20 protein-coding genes and 2 pseudogenes are annotated in these 25,151 nt (G+C 68.4%); 12 read left to right on the top strand and 10 right to left on the bottom strand.

Features of this window, described 5'->3' with window-relative positions:
- Positions 1–12: 12 nt before the first annotated feature.
- The 5 genes and pseudogenes from OG609_RS39205 to OG609_RS39185 all read right to left on the bottom strand — a co-directional run bounded on the left by OG609_RS39205 (position 13) and on the right by OG609_RS39185 (position 5,835).
- On the bottom strand, positions 13–1,311 hold the full coding sequence (locus OG609_RS39205; protein WP_327277160.1) for an erythromycin esterase family protein: 1,299 nt from the start codon (positions 1,309–1,311) through the stop codon (positions 13–15).
- Positions 1,312–1,479: 168 nt separating this feature from the next.
- Entirely contained in the window at positions 1,480–2,172 is a 693-nt protein-coding gene (locus OG609_RS39200; RefSeq protein ID WP_327277159.1) for a CatB-related O-acetyltransferase, read from the bottom strand.
- 47 nt (positions 2,173–2,219) lie between these two features.
- Positions 2,220–2,996: pseudogene (locus OG609_RS39195) on the bottom strand (ATP-binding cassette domain-containing protein); the annotation flags it as partial.
- A gap of 134 nt (positions 2,997–3,130) precedes the next feature.
- On the bottom strand, positions 3,131–4,678 hold the full coding sequence (locus tag OG609_RS39190; RefSeq protein WP_327277158.1) for a carboxylesterase/lipase family protein: 1,548 nt from the start codon (positions 4,676–4,678) through the stop codon (positions 3,131–3,133).
- Between the two features lie 482 nt (positions 4,679–5,160).
- Positions 5,161–5,835, bottom strand: a complete 675-nt coding sequence (locus OG609_RS39185) for a CBS domain-containing protein (protein ID WP_327277157.1) — start codon at positions 5,833–5,835, stop codon at positions 5,161–5,163.
- Positions 5,836–6,062: 227 nt separating this feature from the next.
- Between OG609_RS39185 and OG609_RS39180 the strand changes: the two genes are divergently transcribed.
- A complete protein-coding gene (locus OG609_RS39180) occupies positions 6,063–6,980 on the top strand; it encodes a pyridoxamine 5'-phosphate oxidase family protein (RefSeq protein ID WP_327277156.1) in 918 nt (305 codons plus the stop codon).
- Between the two features lie 353 nt (positions 6,981–7,333).
- Positions 7,334–8,155: a polyphosphate kinase 2 gene (gene ppk2 / locus OG609_RS39175; protein WP_327277155.1), complete on the top strand. Its 822-nt coding sequence runs from the start codon at positions 7,334–7,336 to the stop codon at positions 8,153–8,155.
- Here ppk2 and OG609_RS39170 read toward each other — a convergent pair.
- Positions 8,145–8,660: a universal stress protein gene (locus tag OG609_RS39170; protein WP_327277154.1), complete on the bottom strand. Its 516-nt coding sequence runs from the start codon at positions 8,658–8,660 to the stop codon at positions 8,145–8,147. The two genes, ppk2 and OG609_RS39170, sit on opposite strands and share 11 nt — an antisense overlap.
- Before the next feature lie 181 nt (positions 8,661–8,841).
- Between OG609_RS39170 and OG609_RS39165 the strand changes: the two genes are divergently transcribed.
- The 3 genes from OG609_RS39165 (at position 8,842) to OG609_RS39155 (ending at position 13,788) form a co-directional block, all read left to right on the top strand.
- Positions 8,842–10,188, top strand: coding sequence for a nicotinate phosphoribosyltransferase (locus tag OG609_RS39165; protein ID WP_327277153.1), 1,347 nt, complete (start codon positions 8,842–8,844; stop codon positions 10,186–10,188).
- Positions 10,189–10,470: 282 nt separating this feature from the next.
- A complete protein-coding gene (locus tag OG609_RS39160; protein ID WP_327278340.1) occupies positions 10,471–11,094 on the top strand; it encodes a CBS domain-containing protein in 624 nt (207 codons plus the stop codon).
- 741 nt (positions 11,095–11,835) lie between these two features.
- On the top strand, positions 11,836–13,788 hold the full coding sequence (locus OG609_RS39155; protein WP_327277152.1) for a multicopper oxidase family protein: 1,953 nt from the start codon (positions 11,836–11,838) through the stop codon (positions 13,786–13,788).
- 116 nt (positions 13,789–13,904) lie between these two features.
- Here OG609_RS39155 and OG609_RS39150 read toward each other — a convergent pair whose 3' ends face one another.
- The gene (locus OG609_RS39150; RefSeq protein ID WP_327277151.1) at positions 13,905–14,807 is read right to left on the bottom strand and encodes a universal stress protein; all 903 of its coding nucleotides are present in this window, start codon (positions 14,805–14,807) and stop codon (positions 13,905–13,907) included.
- A 279-nt stretch (positions 14,808–15,086) separates the two neighbouring features.
- Between OG609_RS39150 and OG609_RS39145 the strand changes: the two genes are divergently transcribed.
- From OG609_RS39145 to OG609_RS39120, 5 genes and pseudogenes are all read left to right on the top strand, one after another.
- Positions 15,087–15,755 carry a CBS domain-containing protein gene (locus OG609_RS39145; protein WP_327277150.1) on the top strand — a complete coding sequence of 223 codons (669 nt, stop codon included), beginning with the start codon at positions 15,087–15,089 and terminating at the stop codon, positions 15,753–15,755.
- A gap of 514 nt (positions 15,756–16,269) precedes the next feature.
- Positions 16,270–16,941: a CBS domain-containing protein gene (locus OG609_RS39135; protein WP_327277149.1), complete on the top strand. Its 672-nt coding sequence runs from the start codon at positions 16,270–16,272 to the stop codon at positions 16,939–16,941.
- Between the two features lie 165 nt (positions 16,942–17,106).
- Positions 17,107–17,411 (top strand): annotated as a pseudogene (locus tag OG609_RS46475) (CBS domain-containing protein); the annotation flags it as partial.
- Positions 17,412–17,638: 227 nt separating this feature from the next.
- Entirely contained in the window at positions 17,639–18,280 is a 642-nt protein-coding gene (locus OG609_RS39125; protein WP_327277147.1) for a CBS domain-containing protein, read from the top strand.
- Positions 18,281–18,439: 159 nt separating this feature from the next.
- Entirely contained in the window at positions 18,440–19,441 is a 1,002-nt protein-coding gene (locus tag OG609_RS39120) for an Acg family FMN-binding oxidoreductase (RefSeq protein ID WP_327277146.1), read from the top strand.
- 139 nt (positions 19,442–19,580) lie between these two features.
- Here OG609_RS39120 and OG609_RS39115 read toward each other — a convergent pair whose 3' ends face one another.
- Positions 19,581–19,727 (bottom strand): hypothetical protein, encoded by a 147-nt coding sequence (locus OG609_RS39115; protein WP_327277145.1) that lies wholly within the window; start codon positions 19,725–19,727, stop codon positions 19,581–19,583.
- Between the two features lie 406 nt (positions 19,728–20,133).
- Here OG609_RS39115 and OG609_RS39110 point away from each other — a divergent pair, with 406 nt between their 5' ends.
- On the top strand, positions 20,134–20,844 hold the full coding sequence (locus tag OG609_RS39110) for a response regulator transcription factor (protein WP_327277144.1): 711 nt from the start codon (positions 20,134–20,136) through the stop codon (positions 20,842–20,844).
- Positions 20,845–20,892: 48 nt separating this feature from the next.
- On the opposite strand, the gene OG609_RS39105 is transcribed toward OG609_RS39110, so the two are convergent.
- Positions 20,893–22,611: a GAF domain-containing protein gene (locus OG609_RS39105; RefSeq protein WP_442818039.1), complete on the bottom strand. Its 1,719-nt coding sequence runs from the start codon at positions 22,609–22,611 to the stop codon at positions 20,893–20,895.
- Positions 22,612–22,952: 341 nt separating this feature from the next.
- On the opposite strand from OG609_RS39105, the gene OG609_RS39100 reads away from it, so the two are divergent.
- Positions 22,953–23,231, top strand: a complete 279-nt coding sequence (locus OG609_RS39100; protein WP_327277143.1) for an SHOCT domain-containing protein — start codon at positions 22,953–22,955, stop codon at positions 23,229–23,231.
- A gap of 662 nt (positions 23,232–23,893) precedes the next feature.
- Here OG609_RS39100 and OG609_RS39095 read toward each other — a convergent pair.
- Positions 23,894–25,072, bottom strand: coding sequence for an acyl-CoA dehydrogenase family protein (locus OG609_RS39095; protein WP_266364727.1), 1,179 nt, complete (start codon positions 25,070–25,072; stop codon positions 23,894–23,896).
- Positions 25,073–25,151: the final 79 nt, after the last annotated feature.

Below are 25,151 nucleotides of genomic sequence, written 5' to 3'. Positions count from 1 at the left end.
CGTCGGCCTGTCTCATGTGAATTCGAGGTCGTCGGCCACGGTGGAGGTCGGGGAGTTGAGGATGGCGTCGAACGCCTCGATGACGGGGGTGTGCATGTAGGCGCCTTGTATCCGGATGCGGTCCGGCCCGGAGGCAAGGCCCGCGTTGCCCCGGGCACCCTGGCGTGGCTGGCGGAGATCGGCGATGTTGAGCCCGGACTCGGCATCGCCGAAGGCGGCTTCGATGCTTCCCGGCTCGGGCGGCTCCAGCGGTGTGTTGTCGATGGTGAAACCGAAGCATGTGTTCTCGTCGCGGCGCATGTCCGCGGTGTGTCCGGTGATGCTCGTCAGGCCGAGGGCGAAGTACTCATCGCCGAGCACGCGGTGCAGGTGCTGTCCCATCGGGAGCCCCGTGAGGTGACCGTTGAAGGAGATCGGTGATTTCTGGATGTGGGCGTTGTGAGCCGCCAGCACCACGCGGGTCCCGGGCTCGAAGCGCTCCAGGTGCCACAGGACCGACCCGGCCATGTAGACGTCCCGGGCCGAGGGGTCGGCGGTCAGCCCCTTTCCGGCGAAGAGGTCGGCCATGGCGCGAAAGGTGTAGTCGGCGTGGCAGGCGCCTTCAAGGCGTCGCAAGGCGATGTCGAAGCTCTGCTGGTCGCTGCGGGAGACGTACAGCGGTTCGACGGAGCGGAACCGGATGAGCAGGCGCGCCAGGACCGCGCTGAGGGTGTCCTGTTCCGCGGCGGCCAGGCGCGCCCACGCGGGTGCGGCCGCGGCGCCGGAGCCACCAGCGAACGATTCGGCGATCCGCGTCGCCGTCCGGACCGCCGGCAGGGTTTCGGGATCGATCTGGCGCAGGTAGTCGGCGACCGGGGTCAGGGCGGGAAGCAAGGACCCGCCGGCCGCCGGGATGTCGATGCCGGCGAAGCGCACCGGTGGTGAGGCTGTGCGGCTGTGCCCACGTATCCAGCGCAGCGGCTCATCGAGTCCCACAGGAATCGCCGCGTCGAGATGGGCCGACAGGTCGTCGTCGGTCCCCTCGCCCTGGGTCCACGCGTCCAGGGGGAAGCCTTCGCTGAAGCCGTATTCGAAGGCCAGAACGGTGAAACCGCAGCGTTCGACCAGGAACCGCAGGATGCGCTCCCGCATGAGCGCGAACTCGTTGATGAAGTGGGAATTTTCGCCGATCGCTACGACGCGGGCTTCACCGATGATGGCGCGCAGCGGCTCCAGGTCATCGAGCGGCACCTCACGGTCGAGGTGGGTGAGCGGGACGGCATGGGCGCGAAGCCAGTCGGCGAACGGGTTTGGGTGGGACGAAGCAGGCATGCTGGCAACTCGATTCTCGGTGCTGGGTGGGTCGCCGGTGCGGATGCGGTCACCGCGCGGAGGGCGACCACCAGAGGCAGTGGCGGAAAACGGAAGCCGGCGGGCGCGAAGATCTCCGCTGGTCGCAGGCCGGCCTCCGGAGAGCCGGCCGGCCCGTGCCGGGACCGTTCAACGGCCCTTCGCAGTGCGGGGCGATGGGTCTTGACGTGCCTTTCCCGTGTACCCGGCCACCACGTTCTCCAGGTCGTCGATGCTGCCGGACATGATCGTGCGGATGTGTTCGGTGATGTGCTGGAGCGGCCAGTCCCACCAGGTCAGGGCCAGGAGGCGGTCGATGTCGGCGTCGCTGTAGCGGCGGCGGATGAGACGGGCGGGGTTGCCGCCGACGATGCCGTAGTCGGGGACGTCGTCGACGACGACGGAGCCGGAAGCGATGATCGCCCCGTGACCGATGCGGACGCCGGGCATCACCATGGCCCGGTATCCGAGCCAGACGTCATGGCCCACCACGGTGTCCCCCCGTCCGGCCAGGCCGGTGATGAGGTCGAAGTGCTCGGCCCAGGAACCGCCCATGATCGGGAACGGGAACGTGGAGGGGCCGTCCATGCGGTGGTTGGCGCCGTTCATGATGAACCGCACGCCCTCGCCCAGCGCGCAGAACTTCCCGATGACCAGCTTTTCCGGCCCGTAGTGGTACAGCACGTTGCAGGTCTCGAAGGTGGTCGGGTCAGCGGGATCGTCGTAGTAGGAGAAGTCTCCGACCTCGATCAGCGGCGAGGTGATCAGAGGTTTCAGCAGCACCACCCGTGGCTGCTCGGGCATCGGATGCAGCACGGTCGGGTCGGCAGGAACAGGCGACATCACGAATCGCTTCCTTTCTGAAGGGATGTCTGCGGGCTTCGATGACGTCAGGCTTTGGTGGGGGACGTCGAAGTCGCGTGCATGGCCAGGTGGGCGCCCCGCCAGCGCCGACGCAGCCGGCGATCACGGCTGACGATGACGAGGGCGCCCTCGTACCCGCTCAGAGCGGCTTCCAACTCCTCGACGAGGGCGGGCGACAGATGGTTGGTGGGTTCGTCGAGCAACAGGACGTCCGACGGCTCGCTGAGCAATCGCGCCAGGGCGAGACGCTGCAACTGCACCAGTGGACAGCCGGCCGACCGGCACCGTGAGCTGGTCGCTGTCGAACAGGCCGAGGGACAGCAGCCGTTCGGTGTATCCGGCGGCCTCCCCTGCCCGTCCACGGGCGAAGGCAGCCAGCACGGTCTCCTCAGGTTCCCCGGGCCGCGGCTCTTGCGGGAGTAGCCGATCCTGCCGCGGCAGCTGACGCTCCCCCTCTCGGGGGCGACCTCCCCGGCCAGAACGCGGAGCAGCGTGCTCTTACCTGCTCCGTTCGGCCCCGTGATCAGCAGGCGCTCGCCCGCCGTGACGGCGAGGCTCGTGCGGTCGAGTCGGTCCGTGACGGCGATGTCGGCCGCGTCGAGTACGACGCCCTCCAGGCGGCGGGCCCGCAGTACGGGGGCGAAGCGCAGCGGCTCCGGCGGAGGCGGGACCGGGTTGGCGAGGAGGCGGCGCAGCCGTTCCTCGGCGTTGCGCACCCGGCTGGCCAGCGACTGCTGCACCCTGCTGCCCGCCCGGTCGTAAGCTCGCTGGAACGCCTCATTCATCGTCCGCAGTGGACGGACAAGTCCCTTGCGAACTCCTGTCGCAATGAAGCCAACCCGCTCACCGCGTCGTCTGTAGTGACGTGATCCCGCTCGCAACCGGGCTTCTCAAGGACTGCGGCCGGAACATCAGCCAGAAGCACAGAAGTTGGGCCTCAAGCGCCGGAAAGTCCATGGGAACGATGCCCGGCCGCCTGCCTGGGCCGCAGCAGGTCGAACCGGACGTCGCGCCACAAGGCGCGGAGCCCGGACGTGTCGTCGTCGGCCAGGTGGTCGCCGGGGACGGCCCAGGACTTTACTGGCGTGGTGTCGGCGGTGACCGCCGGCCAGCCCGGGTCACCGGTGGCCGCAAAGCCGGCCCAGGAGCGGAGCATGCGGCGGGACAGGGCGCGGTCGTGGTCGTCGGGGGCACCGCCGATGAGGAAGTCGGCGCCGACGGCGTCCAGGTTACCGAAGGCGAAGGGGATGTCCGCGGTGTGCCAGGGCCTGGCCTCTTCGCGCCTGCGGGCGAAGCGGGCCAGGTACGCCCGGCCGCCGGCCCTCGCGTGGTGCTCGGCAAGGCGCGTGGTGTACTCGCCGAATTGCGCGTCGCCGAAGATCGCGAGGTAGCGGTCGAGTACCTGGGCGTCCGGCATCAACGCACAGTAGCCGTCCCCGAGATGGGCTGGGAGGTGCAGGGCCTCGGCGAAGTCCGCCAGTTCCGCCTCGGTGGTGACCTCCCGCACGGCTCCCACCGCGTGGAGGAACCAGTACTCCTCCAACGTGTGGCACACCAGCAGGTCCACTTCCCGCGCCGTCCCGGAGGCGAGCATACGGAGTGGATCCGCGGGCAGTACCTCGCCGTCGACGACGGGTTGAAAGATCACCGGGTCAAAGGTGTGGACCGCTGCCACGGGGTCGGTCCCGCAGTGCGCGGCAGCCTTGTCGGAGGCGGCCACCAGCGCCTCGGGCGACACGGACAGCAGTCCCTCCGCTGTCGGGGCAACCCCAGCCTCCGCCGCGATCCGCTCGCTGACCGCCACTGCGAGCTCGACTGCGAAGAAGGCATTGGGCACGCTGTGGGCGACGGCCCGCCGGAACAGCCCCCGTGTCCGCTCCATGGCCATCAGGCAGGCCACCGAGCCTCCTCCGGCAGAGTGCCCGGCGACGGTGACGTTCCCAGGTTCGCCACCGAAGACCGCGATGTTCTCCCGGACCCAGCACAGCGCGGCTACCTGGTCCAACAGCCCGCGGTTGTCGGGAAAGCCGGACACATGCCCGAAGCCCTCGAAGCCCACCCGGTAGTTGCAGCTGACCACGACCAACCCTGCGCGTGCCAGGGCTGTCCCGTCGAAGTCGGCCTGGGCGGACGAGCCGAACGTGTAGGCGCCGCCATGTATCCAGAAGAACACCGGCAGCGCGCCGCCGTCCGCACGCTCCGGCACCCACACATTGACGGTGAGGATGTCCTCGTCCCCGGGGTGCCACACCGGCGCTCCGGGCAGCTCCGCCGACTGCGGGGCGATGGGGCCGAAGGCCGTGCAGTCCCGGACCCCGTCCCAGGCCGGCGCCGGCTGTGGCTCCCGGAACCGGCAGGCGCCGAAAGGCGCGGCTGCGTACGGGATACCGAGCACGGCGGTGACGCCGTCGCCGGCCCCTCTGCCCCGCACACGGCCGCTCGTCGTCCGAAAGGCTGCTTCAACACTGCATGATTGCTCACTCATTGCGCGTCAGTCTCGCTCGTCAACAGGCACCCGCGCGACCAGGTTTGGACTCCGCCGATGACAGGGCGGCCGTCGACAGCAAGGCGCACCGGAGCAAGTACGGGGAGCCTGTCCGCGCCCAGCTGTGAGCCTCGGCGGCCCCGTGATCGTTTGCCTTCACCTGTCGGAACACCGACCTCGACCAGCAAGACCTTCATGCTCTCGGGGATCCGCCGGCTGGACACAACCGCGGGATCAGCTCGCGCGACATGCCCGTCGGCCCATCCGGCGAGCTGGTCGTACATCATCATGGGCGAAATCCGCACAAGGAGGAAGAGCGGCCGTCATTCCCCTGGTGGTCGGGCATCGACGGGTTCCGGGGCGGAGAAGGTGGAACGGGCTGCCGACAGAGCAATCCGGAACGAAGAGCCGCTCCCCTCGGGCCCGTGCAGACTGCCCTGCCGTTGCGGGGCACGTGAGGCGTCTCGCGGGGTCCGAATGGCTCACGTGCCGGTGCGGGAGGTCCGGATGTCGTCGGTCCGGTAGGCGACACGCTCAGCGACGGAAACCACACCGTCGACGCTCCGGCACAGCCGTTCGATGATGGGGATCAGGCTCTTGAACTCGACGGATCCGCTGAGGACGACCTCTCCCTGGCGCACTTCGACCGTCACCTCCGAGGAGGCCAGACCCATCGTCCGCTGTAGTACGTCCCGGTTGATTTCCTCGTAGATGGCGTCGTCACGGCGCAGGAAGACCCGCAGCAGGTCACGACGGCTGACGATGCCCAGCAACTTGTCCGTCTCGTCCACGACGGGCAGCCGTTTGACGTTCTGCACTTCCATGAGGCGGGCAGCCTCGACCACGGTCCACTCCGGACGCGCGCACACCGCGGGAGCCGACATCAGTTCCTCGGCCCTGGCCCCCTCGGCCTTGGCCCGCTCCCACGCCTCCAGATGCGGAATCGGTGTCCGGCCGGACGGATCGACCTGGTCGGAAGACTTGCGCAGCAGGTCGGCCTCGGACACGACACCCATGGGCCGATCCAGTTCATCGACCACGGGTACCGCTGTGACATCGTTCTCTGCCAGCAGCTTGACGATCTCTTTGAACGGCAGGTCACGCCGTGCCCGGACGACGTCTCTGGTCATGAGCTCTGCGACCGATCGGTGGTGCATGCGGCTTCTCCTTTCGGGATGTGACGGCTGGTAATGGCCCTGTGCCGAGCGGGTCAGGAGCGGTCGCCCGCGAGCCGCACAGATGGCCCGGCCCGACTCGTCGGTGGACCAGCGGGCCCGATACCAGCCCGCTCGGCCCCGCGGACTCACGGTTTCTCATCCCGTGCGGCGGCACGTCATGCGTGGCACGTTGGGTACAGCAACATGATGAGGAAACGGCGGCGATCATGCGAGCTCACCTCGGCGATCGGCTTGTTGTCGAAAGCCCGGCCACCGGCGCCAGCAGGCGCGACGGCGAGATTGTCGGACTCCACCATGAGGACGGAACCCCTCCCTACGACGTGCACTGGTCGGATACCGACCAGGTGACGCTCGTGTTCCCCGGGCCCGACGCCCATATCCGGCACCTTGAGCACCGGCCCGGCAGATCCCGCGAGCCGTCCCGGCCGGGCATGGCCGAGGCCGGGGACGAGTCCGCCGGGGTCCGGCTCGATGGGGCACCCAACCCCGGCGACATCGGCCGGCGCGTAGCCATGGAGCGCGAGCGACAGGGGCTCAGCCGCGCAGAAACAGCCCGCCGCGCCAGAATGGCGCCGGACTACCTGGCCTACCTCGAACAACGGCCTGCTGACCCGAGTCCGGCAAGTCTCATCAGCCTGGCCGACGCACTCGGCACCACCGCCGCAGCCCTGCGCGGAGGCGGCATTGATCTGCCACCCGGCCGGGGCCAGGCGCTCCTGCACCCCCGGCTGCAGGACCTGGACCCCGACGAATGCCGCGCCCGGCTCTCCACACACGGCGTAGGACGCATCGCGGTGTCGACACCCGATGGCCCAGCGGTCTTTCCAGTGAACTACGAAGTCATCGATGACACGATCGCTTTCCGGACCGCGCCCGACTCGGTGCCTGCGACAGCCGGGGGAACAGATGTCGCATTCGAGGTCGACCACGTGGACGAGGCCATGAGCCAGGGCTGGAGCGTGCTTGCCGTAGGCCCTGCGCGGATCGTTACAGAGCCCGACGCACTGCGGCAGCTTGCCGACCGCGCCCATACCACGCCCTGGGCAGGGGGCGAACGCAACACATGGGTGTCGATCCGGCCCACGCGCCTCACAGGGCGGCGCATCAGTCCAGCCGATGAGTGACCGACAGCGGGCAGGGAGGCTCTGGTGACCCGGGCCCCTGCTCGTCGACGAGCGTGTGACAGCGCCGGCCTGCTACGCCGTTGCGTCATCCCGTCCATGCGTGGCGCGTAGCCTTGACACTTTGTCCTTGATTCCGGGGCTGCCTTGCCTTCTGTGCACGGCCATGTGCGACCGGGGCTTACCACACGCCGAACCCGACAGCCGCGCCGTCCACATCGCGGTGGCGTCGCCCTGCTCACGCTGTGATTCTCGGTGATCCACGACGAGGGGCATGTCGCACCGGGTCCGCCCAGCGAAGCCCGTTCGGCGCTGACACTTGACTTCGACCATGGTCTCCTCCATAACGTCATCCCATGTCGGACGACAAAGGCTCGGGCCAGCCCGGAAAGCTGCAGCGCTCGCTGTACGAGCGGGAGCTGTACCGGCTCCAGACCGAGCTCGTGAAGCTCCAGGAGTGGGTACGCGCGGAAGGCGCACGGCTCGTCGTGGTGTTCGAGGGACGTGACGCGGCGGGCAAGGGGAGCACGATCAAACGGGTCACCGAACACCTCAATCCCCGAGTGGCACGTATCGTCGCTCTGCCGCGGCCCACCGAGCGCGAGCGCGGCCAGTGGTATTTCCAGCGCTATGTCGAGCATCTTCCAGCCGCGGGGGAAGTGGTCCTGCTCGACCGGAGCTGGTACAACCGCGCCGGCGTCGAGCGCGTCATGGGTTTTTGCACCATGGAGGAACACCAGCGGTTCCTTCGCCAGTGCCCGATCTTCGAGCGGATGCTGGTGGAGGACGGCATTCTGTTGCGCAAATACTGGTTCTCGGTGAGTGACGCGGTGCAGGAGGAGCGGTTCCGACGCCGACTGCAGGATCCCACCCGCCGGTGGAAACTCTCGCCGATGGACCTGGAATCGATCACCCGCTGGGAGGCCTATTCACGGGCGAAGGACGACATGTTCGTCCATACCGACATCTCGGAGGCTCCGTGGTACGTCGTCGAGAGCGACGACAAGCGCCGGGCCCGCCTGAACATGATCGCCCATCTCCTGTCGACCGTGCCGTACGAGGCAGTCGCTCCGCCGTTGATCGAACTGCCTCCGCGGCCTCCGGCCACCGGGTACCAACGACCGCCGAGAGACCTTCAGACGTACGTCCCCGACCACGCGTCGCAACTCAGGAAGTGAGGCGAGGGGTCTCGCACGAACGAGCCGCCAGAGGTACGACAGCCACCGGACAGTCGGCGTGGTGGAGCAGGGTATGGGCAACTCGGCCGAGTTGGAGTCCGAGGTGGCTGCGGCGGCGATGCGCTCCGACAACGATCAGGTCTGCAGCGGCCGAACGCTGGACCGGCACTTTTGCGGCCGTTCCCTCGACCGCCGCCGAGTGCGGCCGGACCGTCGGGTGATCGCGTACGGACTCGGCCACCGCTTCGTCGGTCAGGGTCGCCGCACGTTCCTTGCAGTAGAGGTGCGGCTCACCGGCAGTCCGCGGATGATCGGCGCGGTCGTGCGAGGGACAGCGCCAGGCATGTACGGCATTCCAGGTCGCAGCCCCTCGCCCGAGCCTCGTGGAAGGCGAACCCGATCGCCGCCGCTCCTCTCTCCGGTTCCCCGATACGTTTGTGAGGACCGGTTCGGCCCGGATACGGAACGTTCGGCCCCCACCGTTGTCCGGCCGGTCCGGACGCACGACGTGCTCTTCGGCAGCGGCAGAAGAGACTCGGCGGTGCGGTTGCCGCCCCGGCGTCCGGCTGGCCCACGAGACGCAGGAGGCCGATAGTGGAGGGAGGAGTGCGGGGTGGTGCGCGAGCGCGCGGGGGCCGGGCGGAAGTCCCGGAGGGGATGACGCGACGGGGAGGAAGGTGCCGTCGATGTCGAATGCAACGAGCACCGACCTCTACGAGGTCACGATGGCTCAGTCGTATCTGAACGAGGGCATGACACGTTCGGCGACGTTCAGTCTGTTCGTGCGCATTCTGCCGCCGGACCGAGGTTTCCTTGTCTGTGCCGGGCTGGATTCGGTCCTCGATTTCCTCTCCGCCTATCGTGTGGACGCAGATGACGTGGACGTCTTCGCCTCCGTGCTGGGACGACAGTCCGATGATCTGGCACCGCTGCTCGGCCTGGAATTCAGAGGCGAAGTCAGGGCAGTACCCGAAGGGCACATCGTGCTGGCCGGAGAACCCCTGCTGGAAATCACTGCACCCCTCCCGCAGGCCCAGCTCGTTGAAACCTACGTACTCAACCAGCTCAACCATCAGACCTCCATCGCCTCCAAATGTGCCCGGTGCGTCCTGGCCGCGGACGGACACCCGGTCGTGGACTTCTCCCTGCGCCGCACTCATGGCATCGAAGCCGGACACCAGGCCGCCCGGCTGGGTGCCATGGTCGGCTTCGCCGGAACCAGCAATGTGGCGGCGGCTCACTCCGAGGGCCTGACCGCTGTCGGCACGATGGCCCACTCGTACATCGAAGCGTTCGGTACCGAGGAGGACGCGTTCCGGGCCTTCGCCCGGTCCCATCCGGGCCCGGTGACGCTTCTCGTGGACACCTACGACACCGTGCGAGGTGTGGCGACAGCGGCGCGTGTACTGCGCGATCTGGGCCTCGGCCCGGGGTGCGCCATCCGGCTCGACAGCGGTGACCTCGGAGCCCTGGCCGTGCAGGCGCGGACCATCCTCGATGCTGCCGGCCTCCGGAAGACACGGATTGTGGCGAGCGGTGGTCTCGACGAGTTCTCCGTTGACAGCCTGGTCCGCTCCGAAGCGCCCATCGATACGTACGCGGTCGGCACCCGGATCGGCGTCTGTGCAGATGCCCCCTACCTGGATTCCGCATACAAGTTGGTCGAGTACGACAGCCGGCCCGTGATGAAACTGTCCTCGGCCAAGGTGACGGCGCCGGGGCGCAAGCAGGTGTTCCGTAGACCGGGATACGCGGATCTCATAGCTCTCGTCGACGAGCAGCCGCCGCCGGATGGCGTCCCGCTGCTGGAGTCGGTCATGCGGGAGGGGCGACGCGTTTCAGAACGTGCAGAGCTGGACACGGTCCGGCAAAGGTTCATGACCGACCTCGCCGCACTGCCACCCGGGGCCCGCACCATAAGGGCGCCCACCGTGCCAAAAGCGGAACTCTCACGACGCCTCAGCTCACTCACCGCGGATGTCCGCCGGTACATCGAAAGGAATCTGCTGGGGGGCACTCACGAAGCCTTCTGATCCGAACTCGCGATCGGGCGCGAGAAGGGACTCGGCCGACAGAGCCGCCGAGCGCCCCGAAATCGCCAAGCTTGCCCGCCCAGGGCCGGACGGGACCGCGGCAGGGGCCGGTGGACCCATGTCCGTGAACCGACTGCCCGGCGATGCTGAAACCGGAGGCTACAGAGGAGGCCATCGATGAGCGTTTCTCCGACTCGCATCACCGCAGCCCTGCCTGCCCAGTACCGTGCCCGCCTGATGGGGATCGGGCAGGAGGTCAATTTCGCCCTTGCGGAGCACCCCATGGCTGCATTCCGGTACACCGTCAGCGACGTCATGACCCACACTGCTGTGGCCATCGGCCGCGAGGCCTCGTACAAGGAGATCGTCGAGCTGATGCATCAGTGGAAAGTCAGCGCCGTGCCGGTCCTCGAAGGCGAGGGTCGCGTCGTCGGGGTCGTGTCCGAGGCGGACCTGCTGCCCAAGGAGGAGTTCCGGCAGGACGAGCCGAAGCTGCCCGGCCAACTGGAGGAGGCGTCCAAAGCCGGCGCCGTGCTGGCCGAGGAGCTGATGTCGAGTCCGGCCGTCACCGTCCACCCCGACGCCACGCTCGCCGAGGCCGCCCGCATCATGGCGCGCAAACGAGTGAAACGACTGCCCGTCGTGAACGATCTCGGCATGCTGGAGGGCGTCGTGAGCCGCAGCGACCTGTTGAAGGTGTTCCTGCGCCCGGACAAGGAGATCGAGGAGGAGATCCGATCCGCTGTTGTCGCCGAACTCTCTCCCCCGGACCGGGTGGAGTTCTCTGTGCTGGATGGTGTCGTCACCCTGCGGGGACCTCTCCGGAACCGTTCCCTGGTGCCACTTCTGGCTCGGGCCATTCGCGCGGTCGAAGGCGTCGTGGACGTGCGCATGGAGCTTGGCTGAAGCGCCCTCAGGCACTGCGTCCCGCAGCAGCCGGTCGCTGCCGATCTCGGCGTCGAGGACGTCGACGGAACTCTCGACGGCGGTGCCGTAGGACGATGGCCGGTCCGGCGCTCTGGCGGAGCTTCGACTTCCTTGGTTCACTGCGGAATTCATGACGATTTGCACTCGCTGCCGCGGGCCGTGTGCAGGACGAGCGGGCCTGGCTCAGGATCGGCACAAACGATTGACGCCATCCGTGTCCTTCCACGAGCAGAGCCCGGCGACTTCCTTGCGGACTGCCTGAGCTCGTCCCGCTCGACGGTGGTCAGCTCGCCTGGAGCCCCTCACCTCGGTCGTTCTCGTCCTGCTCGCCCAGCCCCTCAGGCTCTCCAGGTCGACCTCGGTCTCCAGACCGGTCTCGGTATCCCAGACGGTGTGGTCCCGGCTAGGCCGGCTCTGGAGGCAGCTTCCCGAAGGGCGGTTCGGCGCGGCAAAAAAGTGCAGCTGCTGGAGCCCGGCCGTGCCGTATCGCTCTCACCCTGGGCGGGCGGGGTGCTGCTCGATCGAGCCGACTGTCGCCACCGTCGTAAGCCATGCACCGTGAACGCCGCAGAGTGCGGGGAACCGGGCGAGCTGAAACGCTGCGCGTGCACGAAGATCTCGGCCCACGACGTTTCGAGTGGCTCTTCTTCGTTGTGTCGGAAACACTGGAACGGTTTCTGGGACTGCAGCCGATGGGGGGCCGTGTCCAGGAGGGCTCAGATGGCCACAAGGCGACAATTCATCAAGGCCGGCCTCGTCGGCGGAACGTGCCTCTTCATCCCGGCCGGGTCTGCCGCCGCGCGGGCCTGGCCGGGGGTCCCCAGCCGCGTCCTGGACCCGACGCACGTCGAGAAGTACGTCACCGAGCTCGCCGTCCCGCCGGTCATGCCCTGGGCCGAGAGGGACGAGGCAGGACGCGTCGACCACTACACGATCGGTGTTCGGCAGTTGCGGCAGCAGATCCTGCCAGCCGGTATGCCGGCCACAACGGTGTGGGGATACGGGTCGACCCGGCATCCGGGAAGCTTCTCCTATCCTGCATGCACCGTCGAGGCGACCTTCGGCAGGGCCATACGGGTCACGTGGGTGAACGAGCTGATCGACCGCCACGGCAATCATCTGCCGCACCTGCTGCCGGTAGACCCCACACTGCACTGGGCCAACCCCCAAGGCGGCATTTCACGGCGCGATACGCGGCCGGCCTTCGCCTCGACACCCGGCCCCTATACCGGGCCCGTGCCGATCGTGACCCACCTGCACGGTGGGCACAACACGCAGGAGAGCGACGGCTACCCCGAGGCGTGGTATCTACCCCGCGCTTCCGACATCGCCGACGGATACGCACGGACGGGCTCCTTCTATGAACAGTTCAGGAAAATATTCGAGAACCAGTTCGATGTAGCTTGGGGGCCTGGAACCGCCATATTCCAGTACGCCAATCAGGAGCGTGCCGCCACCTCCTGGTTCCATGACCATGCCCTGGGGGTCACTCGGCTGAACGTCTACGCGGGGCTGGCGGGCTTCTACCTCCTGCGCGGCGGGCCCGCCGACCTCCCGGACGGTGTGCTTCCGGGGCCGGCGCCGAAACTGGGTGACCCCCCGGGAAAGCACTACTACGAGATCCCGGTCGTCATCCAGGACCGGTCGTTCTCCACCGACGGCAGCCTGTTCTACCCGGCGAGCCGCGCATCCTTCGACCACTTCACCGGACCCTACATCCCCGGCAGTGACATCTCCCCCATCTGGAACCCGGAGTTCTTCGGCAACACGATGGTGACCAACGGCCGTACCTGGCCCGCTCTCTCCGTCGAGCCGCGCCGCTACCGCCTGCGGTTCCTCAACGGCTGCAACGCACGCTTCCTGATCCTGAAGATCGTCACCGACCCGATGGCCCCTCGTCCCGCAGACCCGGTGCTCCCCTTCTGGCAGATCGGTTCGGAGGGAGGCTTTCTGCCCGCACCCGTGCAGCGCGACCAACTGCTCACCGCCCCCGCCGAACGCGCCGACGTCGTCGTCGACTTCACCTCGATCCCGGTCGGAACTGATCTGTACCTCATCAACGAGGGCCCCGACGAGCCGTTCAGGGGCGGGAGGGCGGGCACGGACTTCCGGCCGGCGGCCCCCGGGACCACCGGACAGGTCATGAAATTCACGGTGGCACGACCGCTCGCCACACCGGACAGGACCGTACCCCCAGCCCACCTCACCCTTCCGCCGTTCGAACCTCTGGGTCCAGCGAGCCACACGCGGCAGATCTCCCTGCAGGAGCAGAACTCCGCGGTCCTGCGGGGCGTGGGTCCCCGCGTGGTGATGCTCGGCACCGTGGACCGGCACGGAAACCCGACCCCCATGGGATGGGGCGATCCCATCACGGAGAACCCGGCACTCGGGGCGACCGAGATCTGGGAAATACACAACTCCACCAAAGATGCCCACCCGATCCACATCCACGAGGTTCAGTTCCAGGTCGTCGACCGGCAGAGCACCGGGCACAGCGCAAGACCTCCGGAGCCCGGGGAGAGCGGTTTCAAGGACACGGTGATCGCCTATCCGCACGCCATCACCCGGGTCAAGGCCACCTTCGACCGGGCGGGACAATACGTGTGGCACTGCCACATGCTGGAACACGAGGACAACGAGATGATGCGGCCCTACCGTGTCGGCCCTCGCTGAACACCGAGGCACCTCGCTGCCATCGCTATGTGACGGTGACCGATTCAGTCAGCCGGTGTGGCGGCCGGCGCCGGCCGCGATACCGATGACGAGTTCACGGCGTTCGCCGGTGCCCATCACGACTCGCTCCCACGCCCGGAACCGTGCCGCGGAATGAGCTCCACGGGGCAGTGCGCGTGGTGCAGCAGGCTGTGCGTCGCCCGCCCGAGGGTGGGGCCGATGAAACCGGGCGATCGCCGTCCGCCCATCACCAGCAGATCCGCGTGGCGCGATGCCTCCACCAGGACCCCGGCGACGGTCAGACTCTTCTCAGCGTCCGCCTGCACGTTCAGTTCCGGGAATTCGCCGCGGATCCGGTCCGTCACGGTGATCAGGTGGTGGACGTGTTCGCCTGCGATCGCTTCGACATCGTCGAGCATGGTCACGGCGAGTCCGGCTGATTCGAGAATGTTCCACACGTGCAGCAGCCGCAGCGAGGCCTTACGGATCTCGGCTTCGCGCGCCGCGTACCGGGCGCATTCGGCGTCGTGCTCGTCACGGACCGCGGCGATCACCACTCCGGTCTCGGTCCCGTTGTCAGTGCCCCTGACCACGATGACGGGCGTCGTGGCGCCTGCGGCGACCTTCAGACCGACGGATCCGAGCATGAGGTTCTTGAACCCGCCGAGACCGCGGTTGCCCACCACGACAGTGCCGCGCAGGCCGGCCGTCCGGTGCAGGCTGGGGACGGGTGCGCCGCGGCTGAACTCCGTCGTGACGTGCAGACCGGAATACTGTTCCGCGACGGCAGCGGCGGTTTCCCGCAGCAGTTCGCGGCCCGCGCTGCGAACGCGCTCGATGCTCTCCGCCGAGAGGTAGAGAACCCGGCCGTCCGTGTCTGCCGCGTAGACGATGCGCAACGGACTGTCACGGCGCGCGGCCTCGGCCGCTGCCCACAGCGCTGCCCGGCGGGCCGGGCCGGAGCCGTCGACGCCGACGATGACGGATCCCAGTTCCGGGCTGCCGGCGGTGCCGTTCATGGTTCCTCCTCGCCGAGGCCACTGAAGGGTCAGCTTTCACACTGGCACCGCTCACCCCTGCGGGGAGAGGGCCGCTCAGGACCGCCCGGGGCCCAATGGACCCTTTCGAGAGAATCCTGCCGTGCCCAGGTGCCCAGACGCCCGAACCGGGTCCGACCGGTCCCGGCCACGACCCATTCGGCCCTCCTCGTCTCCATACGCCCCGGTGGATCGTGGTTCCTGAACAACCTGCGGCATCGCGTCCGGGTGAATCGCTGTGAGACGGCTGGAGGCGCCTCCATGAAGCACATCAAAGTGGGAGACCTGATGACCGACGAGGTCGTCTCGGTCGTCTCGCTCACCTCCTTCAAGGAGGTTGCGAAACTGCTCGCCCAGCACAACATCAGTGGACTGCCCGTACTCGACGACGAGGACCGGGTTGTCGGTGTCGTCTCCGAGAGCGACCTGGTGAACCGACAGGCGGCAAGGCATCTGGCCACGGGCGGCGCTCCTGACGCCGATACCACGACCATGACCCCGTCCGGAGCGGAATTCACCGCCGCCGAGGTCATGTCGACGCCGGCGGTGACCGTCCGCGCGGAGGAGAGCGCGCCGGAAGCGGCCCGGCTGATGATGCGCGGTGGCGTGGAGAGGCTTCCGGTCGTGGACGACGAGGACAGACTTGTCGGCATCGTCACACGCCGGGACCTGCTACGCCTCTTTCTGCGACCCGACGCGGAGATACGACGACGCATCGTCGAGGACGTACTCGTGGGCACCATGGGGCTCGGAGCCGATGTGGTAACCGTCCATGTCGTGGACGGCGTTGTCACTCTGGAAGGCCGGCTGAAGAGCCGGAGCCAGATCGCGATCCTGACTTGCCTTGCCGAGCGACTCGACGGGGTGGTCGCGGTCGTGAGCCATGTGACCGCACACGTGGATGACCCCGTACCCACCTCCCCGCAGTGAGTCACGCACGGACCGTCCGCAGAGCAGTGAGGCCGTGCTGCTGCCATCACCGCTCACAACGATGCGCCGCAGTCTCTCCTTGAGGATTTCGGAGCGAGGACAAGGACCCGGCCATGGACCATCGCATCACCCACAAGCAGCCCGGGCCCGGCGCCGCCTTCAAACTCCAGAATTATGACCGGATCCGCACCGAATACCCCCGGGACGAGGCTCGGTCACGGTTGGCCGGATCGCCCGGTGGCGGGCTGAACACGGGATACGAAGCCGTGGACCGCCAGGTGACCGCGGGCCTTGCCGTCGGTGAGCGTCGACCGGGTGGCACTCATGGGACCCGCGGGCCGTCAGCTCGTCAAGGCCGCAGCGGGCGCGGACCTCGTCGTCGGTCGGCACCCAAGCCGCTCTCCTCCGGGTGTCCGCCTCGGGCCGGTGGCTCATGCCGTCCTGCATCACGCCGCGGCCCCCGTTGCCGTCGCCGCCCACGACTGGCGCCCCTGCACGAAAGGGAAATCGAACCATGATGCACCGCACTGTCGCCGAAGTCATGACCCGGGACGTGGCCACGGCCAGCCCCGAAGCGTCACTCAAGACGGTCGCCTGGAGCCTCGCCTACAACGAAGTCTCCGCCCTTCCCGTCGTGGACACCCACCACCACCCCATCGGCATCGTCTCCGAGGCCGACCTGCCGGAAGCAGAGGGCCGTGACCAATTGCGCGGGACCGCGGCCGTGAACCACCGCACCATGGACGCCCGCACCGCCGGTGATCTCATGTCCACTCCCGTGCTGACGGCCCGGCCCGCGTGGAGCATCGTCGAAACAGCGCGCTTCCTGAACGAGCGGGGCGTCAAACGCCTTCCGGTCATCGATGACACCGGCACGCTCGTGGGCATCGTCAGCCGCTCGGATCTGCTCCGCCCCATGCTCCGCCGCGACGACGCCATACACGAAGAAATCGTCGACGAGGTACTGGGCCGGACTCTCCGGATGACACCCGGGGGCGTGACAGTGACAGTTCAGGAAGGAGTTGTCACCCTGAGCGGAAGAGTGGAGGAGCGTTCAACCATTCCGATCATCGAACTCCTGTGCCTCTCCGTCGACGGCGTCGTCAGTGTCGACCATTCCCTCGAATACGCCGTGGACGATCTGCCGCCGGATCTCGATCCGGCGCGTGACGCCGGCAACCCCTGAAGCTCATGTCATGGGGCGGAAAGAGCCAACCGCTTCTCGCGGTTCCTGATCGTGCGGTGCACGGCCATCAGTCGCTTCTCCGCATCCTCGCAATGGCTCCTTCCGCCAATTTCACGAATGCACCGTTCGTACCGGGCCAACAGGGCCGAACGGACCCCTGCGCACCCCGTGGGCGTCGTGTCCGAAGCGTCCTGCTCCGCAGGCACGACTCCGGGAGCGGCGCGAACACCGCCGGCGATCTCATGAGCCACCCGGCGATCACCGCGGCTCCCGAGTGGAGCGCCGTCCGCGTCATGGAGCAGCACAAAGTCAAGGGGCTCCCCGCAGTCGACAGCGAAGGCCAGCTGATCGGGGTCCTGAGCCGCAGCGACCTCGTACAACTCTTCCTGCGCAGGGACCACGCAATCCAGGAGGAGATCCTCGAAGATGTCCTGACGCACACGCTCCGGCTCAGTCCCTCGTCACTGACCCCGCATGGGCCGGTCGGTCCCCACCGGGGCCTGTCGGGCCCATCCCGCCCCAGGGCCGGGGGTGTGATGGTGAAGAGGGCTGGCTGCCACCCACCGAAGAAGGGGCGGCGATGTCCGAGGCAGAATCCCCCGAGATCAGGCCCGAGATTCTCGCCCGGGGCGAACAAGCGCCTATCCGCCGCACGGCAGCAGTCGGCCACTCGCCCGCACTCATCGGGGAACCTGCCATGACCTCCGCCCGGCACACCGTCAACGACGTCATGACGAAGACCGTCGTCACCGTCACCCCCGACGCTGAATTCAAAGAGATCGCTGCCGCCCTGGAACGGTGGAAAGTCACCGCCGCGCCTGTCGTCGAAGGCGGGGGCCACGTCGTCGGCGTCGTCTCCGAGGCCGACCTGCTCCCGAAGGAGGAGTTTCACGAGCACGGGCCCGGCATGATCGACCACATGCACCGCTTGGGCGACACCGCCAAGGCCGGCTCGGTCCGGGCGCAGGAGTTGATGACGAGCCCCGCCGTCACGATCGAGCCCGGCGCGTCCCTCCCGCAGGCCGCCCGGCTCATGGCCGACCGGCGCATCAAGCGCCTCCCGGTCGTCGACGCCGATGGCAGCCTCAGTCGCGCCGATCTCCTCAAGATCTTCCTGCGTCCCGACGACGACCTGGCCGCCGAGATACGCCGCGAGGTCGTCGACCGGCTGTTCCCCGCCTCGCGCCGAAACGTGAAGGTCAGCGTCACCTGTGGTGTGGCCACGCTCACCGGTCGCGTCCGCGACGCCGCCCTGATTCCCGTCGCCGCCCGCCTCGCTCAATCCGTGGAAGGCGTCGTCAGCGTGGACTGCCTGCTCGAAAGCCAGGCATCCGCCTAGACCTCGAAGGCCCGGCGGCATCCGCCGGGACAGGGAACGGGTGCCCCTGCCGAGGAGCCACCCGGATCCGAGCAAGGGACGAACGGCCCACACGTGCAGGGCGGCGATCCGCTTCATGCTGGAGCCATCGACCGTTCCCGACTCCCCGGGAGACCTACGATGCTCACCAGAGCACTCGACGACGCGACGCTGGCCGGCCTCGTCGCCGATGCCACCGCCGCCCCGTCCATGCACAACGCCCAGCCCTGGCAGTTCCGCTACACACGCGCCGGCCGGACCCTCACCCTCCGGGCGGACCTCGACCGAGCGATGCCGGAGGCCGACCCCGCCAACCGCGCACTGCACGTGGGCTGCGGCGCGGCGCTGCTGAACCTGCGGGTGTCCGCCGCCCATCACGGCCTGGACGCGGTCACCGCGCTGCTGCCCGAACCATCGGCCCCGGCCGTACTGGCCGCCGTCCGTCTCGGCGTCCGCCCCGACGCTTCACGGGAACCCGCGGATGAAGCGCTCGCCGCGCTCCACCCTGCGATCCGGGACCGGCACACCAGCCGCTATCCGTTCGACGAGCAGGCGATCCCCGAGGACATCCGTGCGCAGTTCGCCGACGCGGCCCGTATCGAGGGCGCGGACTTCGCGTTCCTGGCCCCGCCGCATCTGGAGACCGTGCTCGAACTGATCCGGGACGCCGAGGGATACGACCGCGGGGATCCGGCACGGGAGGCGGAGCAGGAGCACTGGACCCGGAACACGAAGACCGAGGCACCCGTCGACGGAATCCCCGACTACGCCTTCGGCCCCCGCGACGCCTCCGAACGAGCGACCACCCGCGACTTCGCGGGAACCGGCGTCCTCCCGGGCCGGGCACGCGTCCGGTTCGAGAACCGACCTCAACTGGCTCTGCTGAGCACCCCGGGCGATCACCCCACGGACTGGCTGAGCGCAGGACAGGCCCTGGAACGCGTACTGCTCACCGCCACGCTCCACCAGGTGTCCACCTCGTTCGCGACCCAGCCCCTCGAATGGCCGGACCTGCGGTGGCTCCTGCGCGACCCGGTCTACGGCACGGGACACGCACAGATGATCATCCGCCTGGGATACGGGCCGAGCGGGCCGCGTACACCACGCCGCCCCCTGGACCAGGTGCTGACGATCGAACCGTAGAAACCCGCACCGTATGCATCGAGGCAGGCAGCCACCCGCACAGGAGGGGCGGTGGGAGCGATGCGGCTCCCGATAGTCGTCGGAGTGGACGGATCGGAGGGCAGTCTCCCCGGACTGGACTGCGGCGGAAGCGGCACGCTCACGACTCCCCCTGCGCGTGGTCCATGCGTCGCTGTGGGAGCGCCACAAAGGCATGCGTCCCACCTTCGACACCGAGCGCCCCACCGAACAGGTCCTCGCGGAGCGTCTCGTCGCCGACGCCAGGGAACGCGCGCAACGCCTCCATGGCATGCGGCGTATGGGCACAGCGTGGATTCCGTTTTGCACCACGCAGCACGGCCGGGCACTCCTCCGAAAGCGCGCATATCGTTCAGAGCAGGCGGACGGGTGTACATCGCCGACCAGGAACGGAGGTTCCATGTCAACGGCCAGGAGCCTGCTCGACGTGATCCCGCCCGAGAGCCGGGCCCACTTGCTACGACAAGGCGGCTGCGAAGTGCCTCCGGTCCTCGACGCACGCGGTGGACCAGTACGTCGCCGAGACGGTGGAGCGCCTGCTCAGAGCACGGAAAATGCTCCTGGTGCCTGAACGGTCCGGAGCATGGGACCGTTCGCCCCTGGTGTGTTCCTCTTGTGCGAACTCACCATGACGAGGCGGGACTGCGCAACTCTTGACAGCGAGGAGGGCCACCATGAGCGACGACACGGGGTTCTCGGCGCAGAAACCGATCCGCGTGTTCCTGCTGGACGACCACGAGGTCGTCAGGCGCGGCGTCCAGGATCTGCTCGACGCGGAACCCGACATCGAAGTCGTCGGCGACGCGGGCACTGCCGACCACGCTCTGGCCCGCGGCCCGGCGCTCCGCCCCGACGTCGCGATTCTCGATGTGCGACTGCCGGACGGCGACGGGATCACGGTCTGCCGTGAGCTGCGCTCGCGGATGCCGGAACTGGCCTGCCTGATGCTCACCTCGTTCGACGACGACGAAGCACTGCTCGACGCCATCATGGCCGGCGCGGCCGGCTACGTACTCAAGGAGATCAAGGGCTCGGACCTCGTCACCGCCGTCCGCACACTGGCTTCCGGACGCTCGACCCTGGACCCGTCGACCACGGCACGGCTGATGAACAGCCTGCGCGAGGAGGAATCCGGCACCGGCTCCGAGGAGGACGACGCGCTGTCGGAGCTGTCCCCGAGGGAGAAGGACGTCCTCGCGCTGATCGGTGAAGGACTGACCAACAGCCAGATCGGCAAGCGTCTCTATCTGTCGGAGAAGACGGTCAAGAACCACATCTCCCGTCTGCTGGCCAAGCTCGGTGTCGAGCGCCGCATCCAGGCGGCCGTCATCGCCGCGCACGCCACGGAATCCTCCCTGCACGGTGCCGGGCACCATCAGGTCTGACCGCACAGCCCCTCGCAGCCACGGCCCCCGAAACACCCCCGCGAAGCGTCAGGAGAGTCGCAGTGGCACCCGCCAGCTCAGCCGGGCGCCGCCCTGCACCGACGTTCCCACATTCATCTCGCCGCCGAGTCTCTCGGCGCGTCGTGCGAGGTTGTCGAGCCCGCTTCGGGGACCACCGTGCTTGGGCATGCCCACACCGTTGTCGGACACGACCAGGTTCACCGCCCCTTTTCCCACCACCAGCGAGATGTCCGCCGTTGTCGCCCGTGCGTGGCGAGCGACATTGCTCAGCGCCTCTCCGAGGACCGCGATCACCTGGTCGGCGATCTCGGCCGGCACATCCGTGTCGATGAGCCCTCCCATCCGCAGGGACGGCTGGAAGCCCAGGGTCCGTGCGGCCTGCTCGACCGTGGTCGCCGTCCGGGCGCGCAGCCCCTGGCCGGCCCGACCCGAGTCACGGGCGCGGAGTCCGAAGATGGTGGACCGGATGATCTTGATGGTCTCGTCCAGATCGTCCACCGCGCGCAGCAACCGCTCCCTCGCCTGTGGCTGTTCTACGAGCCGCACCACGCTCTGCAGCGTCATCCCGGTGGCGAACAGCCGCTGAATGGCCAGGTCGTGCAGATCCCGGGCGATGCGGTCCCGGTCCTCCAGCAGGGCGCTCTGCTCGGCGGACTCGCGCCGTTCGGTGAGCTCCATCGCCAGAGCGGCCTGTCCGGCGAACGCCAGCAAGGGCGCGGTCTCCGAATCGGTGAAGGCGGGACGCTCCCGTACCCGGGCCAGCAGCAGCACTCCACGGGTCCGCTCCCCCGTCACCATCGGGACCGCGACAGCGGGGCCGAGGAGCCCCGTCCACCTCGGCGGGCCCCCGGTGATCCTCGGATCATGTGCGACATCCAGGCTGGTGATCGGCTCTCCCGCGTCCAGGGCAGCGCCTGCGAACGATCCCGCTCGCGGCAGGACCAGACCGCGATGCGTCTCGGCGTCCACCCCGGATGCCAGTGCCACACGGAGGGACTTCCCCTCCGCGGGCAAAGCCAGCACACCGAGATCCGCGGCGAGAATACGCGAGGAGTGATCAACGATCATCTGCAGGACGTGTGCCACGTCCGCTCCGCTCAGCAGCGCCGCGACGATCTCGCTGTTGGCCTCCTGCCAGCGTTGACGGTCGCGCGTCTCCGCGTACACACGGGCGTTCTCGATGGCCACTCCCGCCGCCACCGCAAGCGTCGACAGCACGGTTTCGTCCTCGGCGTCGAACACCCGGCCGCCCCGCTTCTCCGTCAGGTACAGATTGCCGAACACCTTGTCGCGGACCCGGATCGGAACCCCCAGGAACGAGTGCATCGGGGGATGGTTCGGCGGAAACCCGTAGGACGACGGATGCTCGGAGAGTTCGACGAGCCGCAACGGCTCGGGGTGACGGATCAACTCGCCGAGGATGCCATGTCCTTCGGGCAGGGGGCCGATGGCCTCGCGCTGCTCCCCCGTGACACCCACCGGCAGGAACTGCGCGAGCCGGGTTCCCGCACCGACCACTCCCAGGGCCCCGTACTCGGCATCGACCAAGACGACCGCGGACTCGACGATCCGACGCAGCACCTGGGGCAGGTCGAGCCCTCTGCCCACCGACATGACGGCCTCCAGCAGCAGGGCCGCCTCGGCAGGACCCCGCTTCACGGCGTCCAGCCGATCCTGGAGATCGCCCGGCAGCGTGCCCAGCCGACGGTGCACCTCTCCGCAGTGGTCAGATACCTTGTCGCCCACGGTGCCTCCGTCGTGACCCGCGCGTAGCGGGGCGGGCCACACCTTCACGGTAGTAGCCGTACGCCGAGAAGCACCTGGTGGACGGCAACAGGCCCGAACGAGCGTCACGGGTGTCGTTTCAACGCGTCAAAGAATTCGCCCATAACGCAAGCGGTCTGCCCGGCGGCGAGGCTCGGGGCGCGGGTTGCGGTACGGCGGCCCGACGCTGCGGCCGCTCTTCAGGCCGCGGGCCTGAGCCCCTGGGCCGTTCGGCCGGCACCGGCAGCCCGCCTCCGATTTCCGCCGAAGCCGTTCCTCATCCACGCTGGAATCGAGGAATCCGGCCAAGGGAAGTGATCGGCATGATGTGGTACGACGGCGGCTGGGGCTGGGGCGGCTGGTTCGTCATGACCGTGGTCATGGTGCTGTTCCTCGCACTGGTGATCACCGGCATCGTTGCCCTTGTCCACTACCTGACCAGTGCCCACCGTGGCCACCGGCCCGGCTCGGCTCCTCCCGCCGGCGAGTACGGGTGGGGAGGCAGGCGAGCGGAGGACCTGCTCGCCGAGCGGTTCGCCCGCGGGGAAATCGACGAGGACGAATACAAACGTCGCCTCGCGCTGCTGCGGGAACAGCGGTGAACGCGGACCGCGACGCCGGATGTGGCTGGTCCTGGGCGGTGCCGCCGCGGCGCTGCTGGGCATTGCGACGACGGCGCTGTTTGCCACGACTGGCGCATTCCGCAGTCCCCACACCGTCAACCGATGCCTCACACACGATGTGATGGTGCTGCCTCTGCCCGCGGGGCAAGGCTCAGGACAGCTGCCTACCGGTGCGGACGGGCGCATCGATGAGACGGGCAGACTCGGCGAGGCGTCACGCAGCTGCGGCGCGGGTGACGGCACCGCCCCGGCAACGACCGGATGGATCACACTCATGCTGCGGTCCGGTCCGCAACATCCCCGGCCACTACCCGGCCGGTATGGACACCGAACTCGACGTCTGCCGGCCGCCGGCACTGGCCGGCCCAGGAACGCCGCTCGTTGAGAACACGCGCAGGAGCCGGCCGCGGCGACCGGTTGCCACCTGGAACGGACGGGAACGCAGGCCGACGCTGACGGGCGTCCCGGGAACGACGGCGGCGTGGGGATGGCCCTGGCGCACGCCGTGCGCATGTCGCGCGTGAGGACGAGCGTGACGGGCCCTGCGCAGCCGCGGTGTCGCGGATGCCGCCGACAGGCGCGGCGTCGCACTGGCAGGTCCACAGATGTGCGGCAGGCATACCGTCTGTGGTCACGCCCGCTCACCGTCGTACGCGCGGCATGCCCAGGCCGATCCACGAGATGATCTCCCGCTGGATCTCATTGTTGCCGCCGCCGAAGGTGAAGATGACCGCGGACCGGTATCCGCGTTCGAGCTCGCCGTGCAGTACGGCGCCCGCCGACCCTTCCTTCAGCGGTCCCGCCGAGCCGACGACCTCCATCAGCCAGGCGTAGGCGTCGCGGCGTGCCTCGGAGCCGTAGACCTTGACGGCGGAGGCGTCCTGCGGGGTGAGGGTTCCGTTCTGGACCGCGGACACCATCTGCCAGTTGAGGAGCTTCATGGCGTCGAGCCTGGTGTGGGTGCGGGCCAGGAGCGCGCGGACCCAGCCCAGATCGATGACGCGGCGGCCGTCGGTGAGCCGGGTGTCCGCGGCCCAGTGCTGGACGTTGTGGAGGGCGCGGATGGCCATGGTGCCGTGGGCGGCGAGGGTGACGCGTTCATGGTTGAGCTGGTTGGTGATGAGCCGCCAGCCCTTGTTCTCGTCGCCGACGCGGCGGGAGACGGGGACGCGGATGTTCTCGTAGTAGCTGGCGGTGGTGTCGTGCGAGGCGAGGGTGTTGATGATGGTGCAGGAATAGCCGGGGTCGCTCGTCGGGACGAGGAGCATGGTGATGCCCTTGTGGGGCGGGGCGTCCGGATCGGTGCGGACGGCGAGCCAGACCCAGTCGGCTGTGTCGCCGTTGGTCGTCCAGATCTTCTGCCCGTTGACGACATAGTCGTCGCCGTCGCGCACGGCCCGGGTCTTGAGCGCGGCGAGGTCCGTGCCCGCGTCGGGTTCGCTGTATCCGATCGCGAAGTCGATCTCGCCTGCGAGGACCTTCGGCAGGAAGTAGTCCTTCTGCTCGTCGGTGCCGAACTGCATGATCGTCGGGCCGACGGTGTTGAGGGCCATCAGCGGCAGCGGAACGCCCGCCTGGGCGGCCTCGTCGAAGAAGATGAACTGCTCCATCGGCGACAGGCCGCGTCCGCCGTACTCCGTCGGCCAGCCGACGCCGAGCCAGCCGTCGGTACCGAGGCGCCGGATCGTCTCGCGGTAGAAGTTCTTCTGCGAGGAGGGGTCGGCGTAGCGCGCGTAGGCGTTGTCGGGGACCAGTCCGGCGAAGTACGTACGCAGTTCGGCGCGCAACTGCTGCTGTTCAGGCGTGTATTCGAGGTGCACGGCCCCTCCAGGAGTCTCGCGGTCGCGTCGCCCGTGTGCGGCGGCGCACACAGTAGAACGTGTTGCAAGAATCCGGAAG

This window comes from Streptomyces sp. NBC_01224 (assembly GCF_036002945.1).
GTDB lineage: Bacteria > Actinomycetota > Actinomycetes > Streptomycetales > Streptomycetaceae > Streptomyces.
Note: the sequence above shows the minus strand (reverse complement) of the source record. Positions and strands in the feature narration are given on the sequence as shown.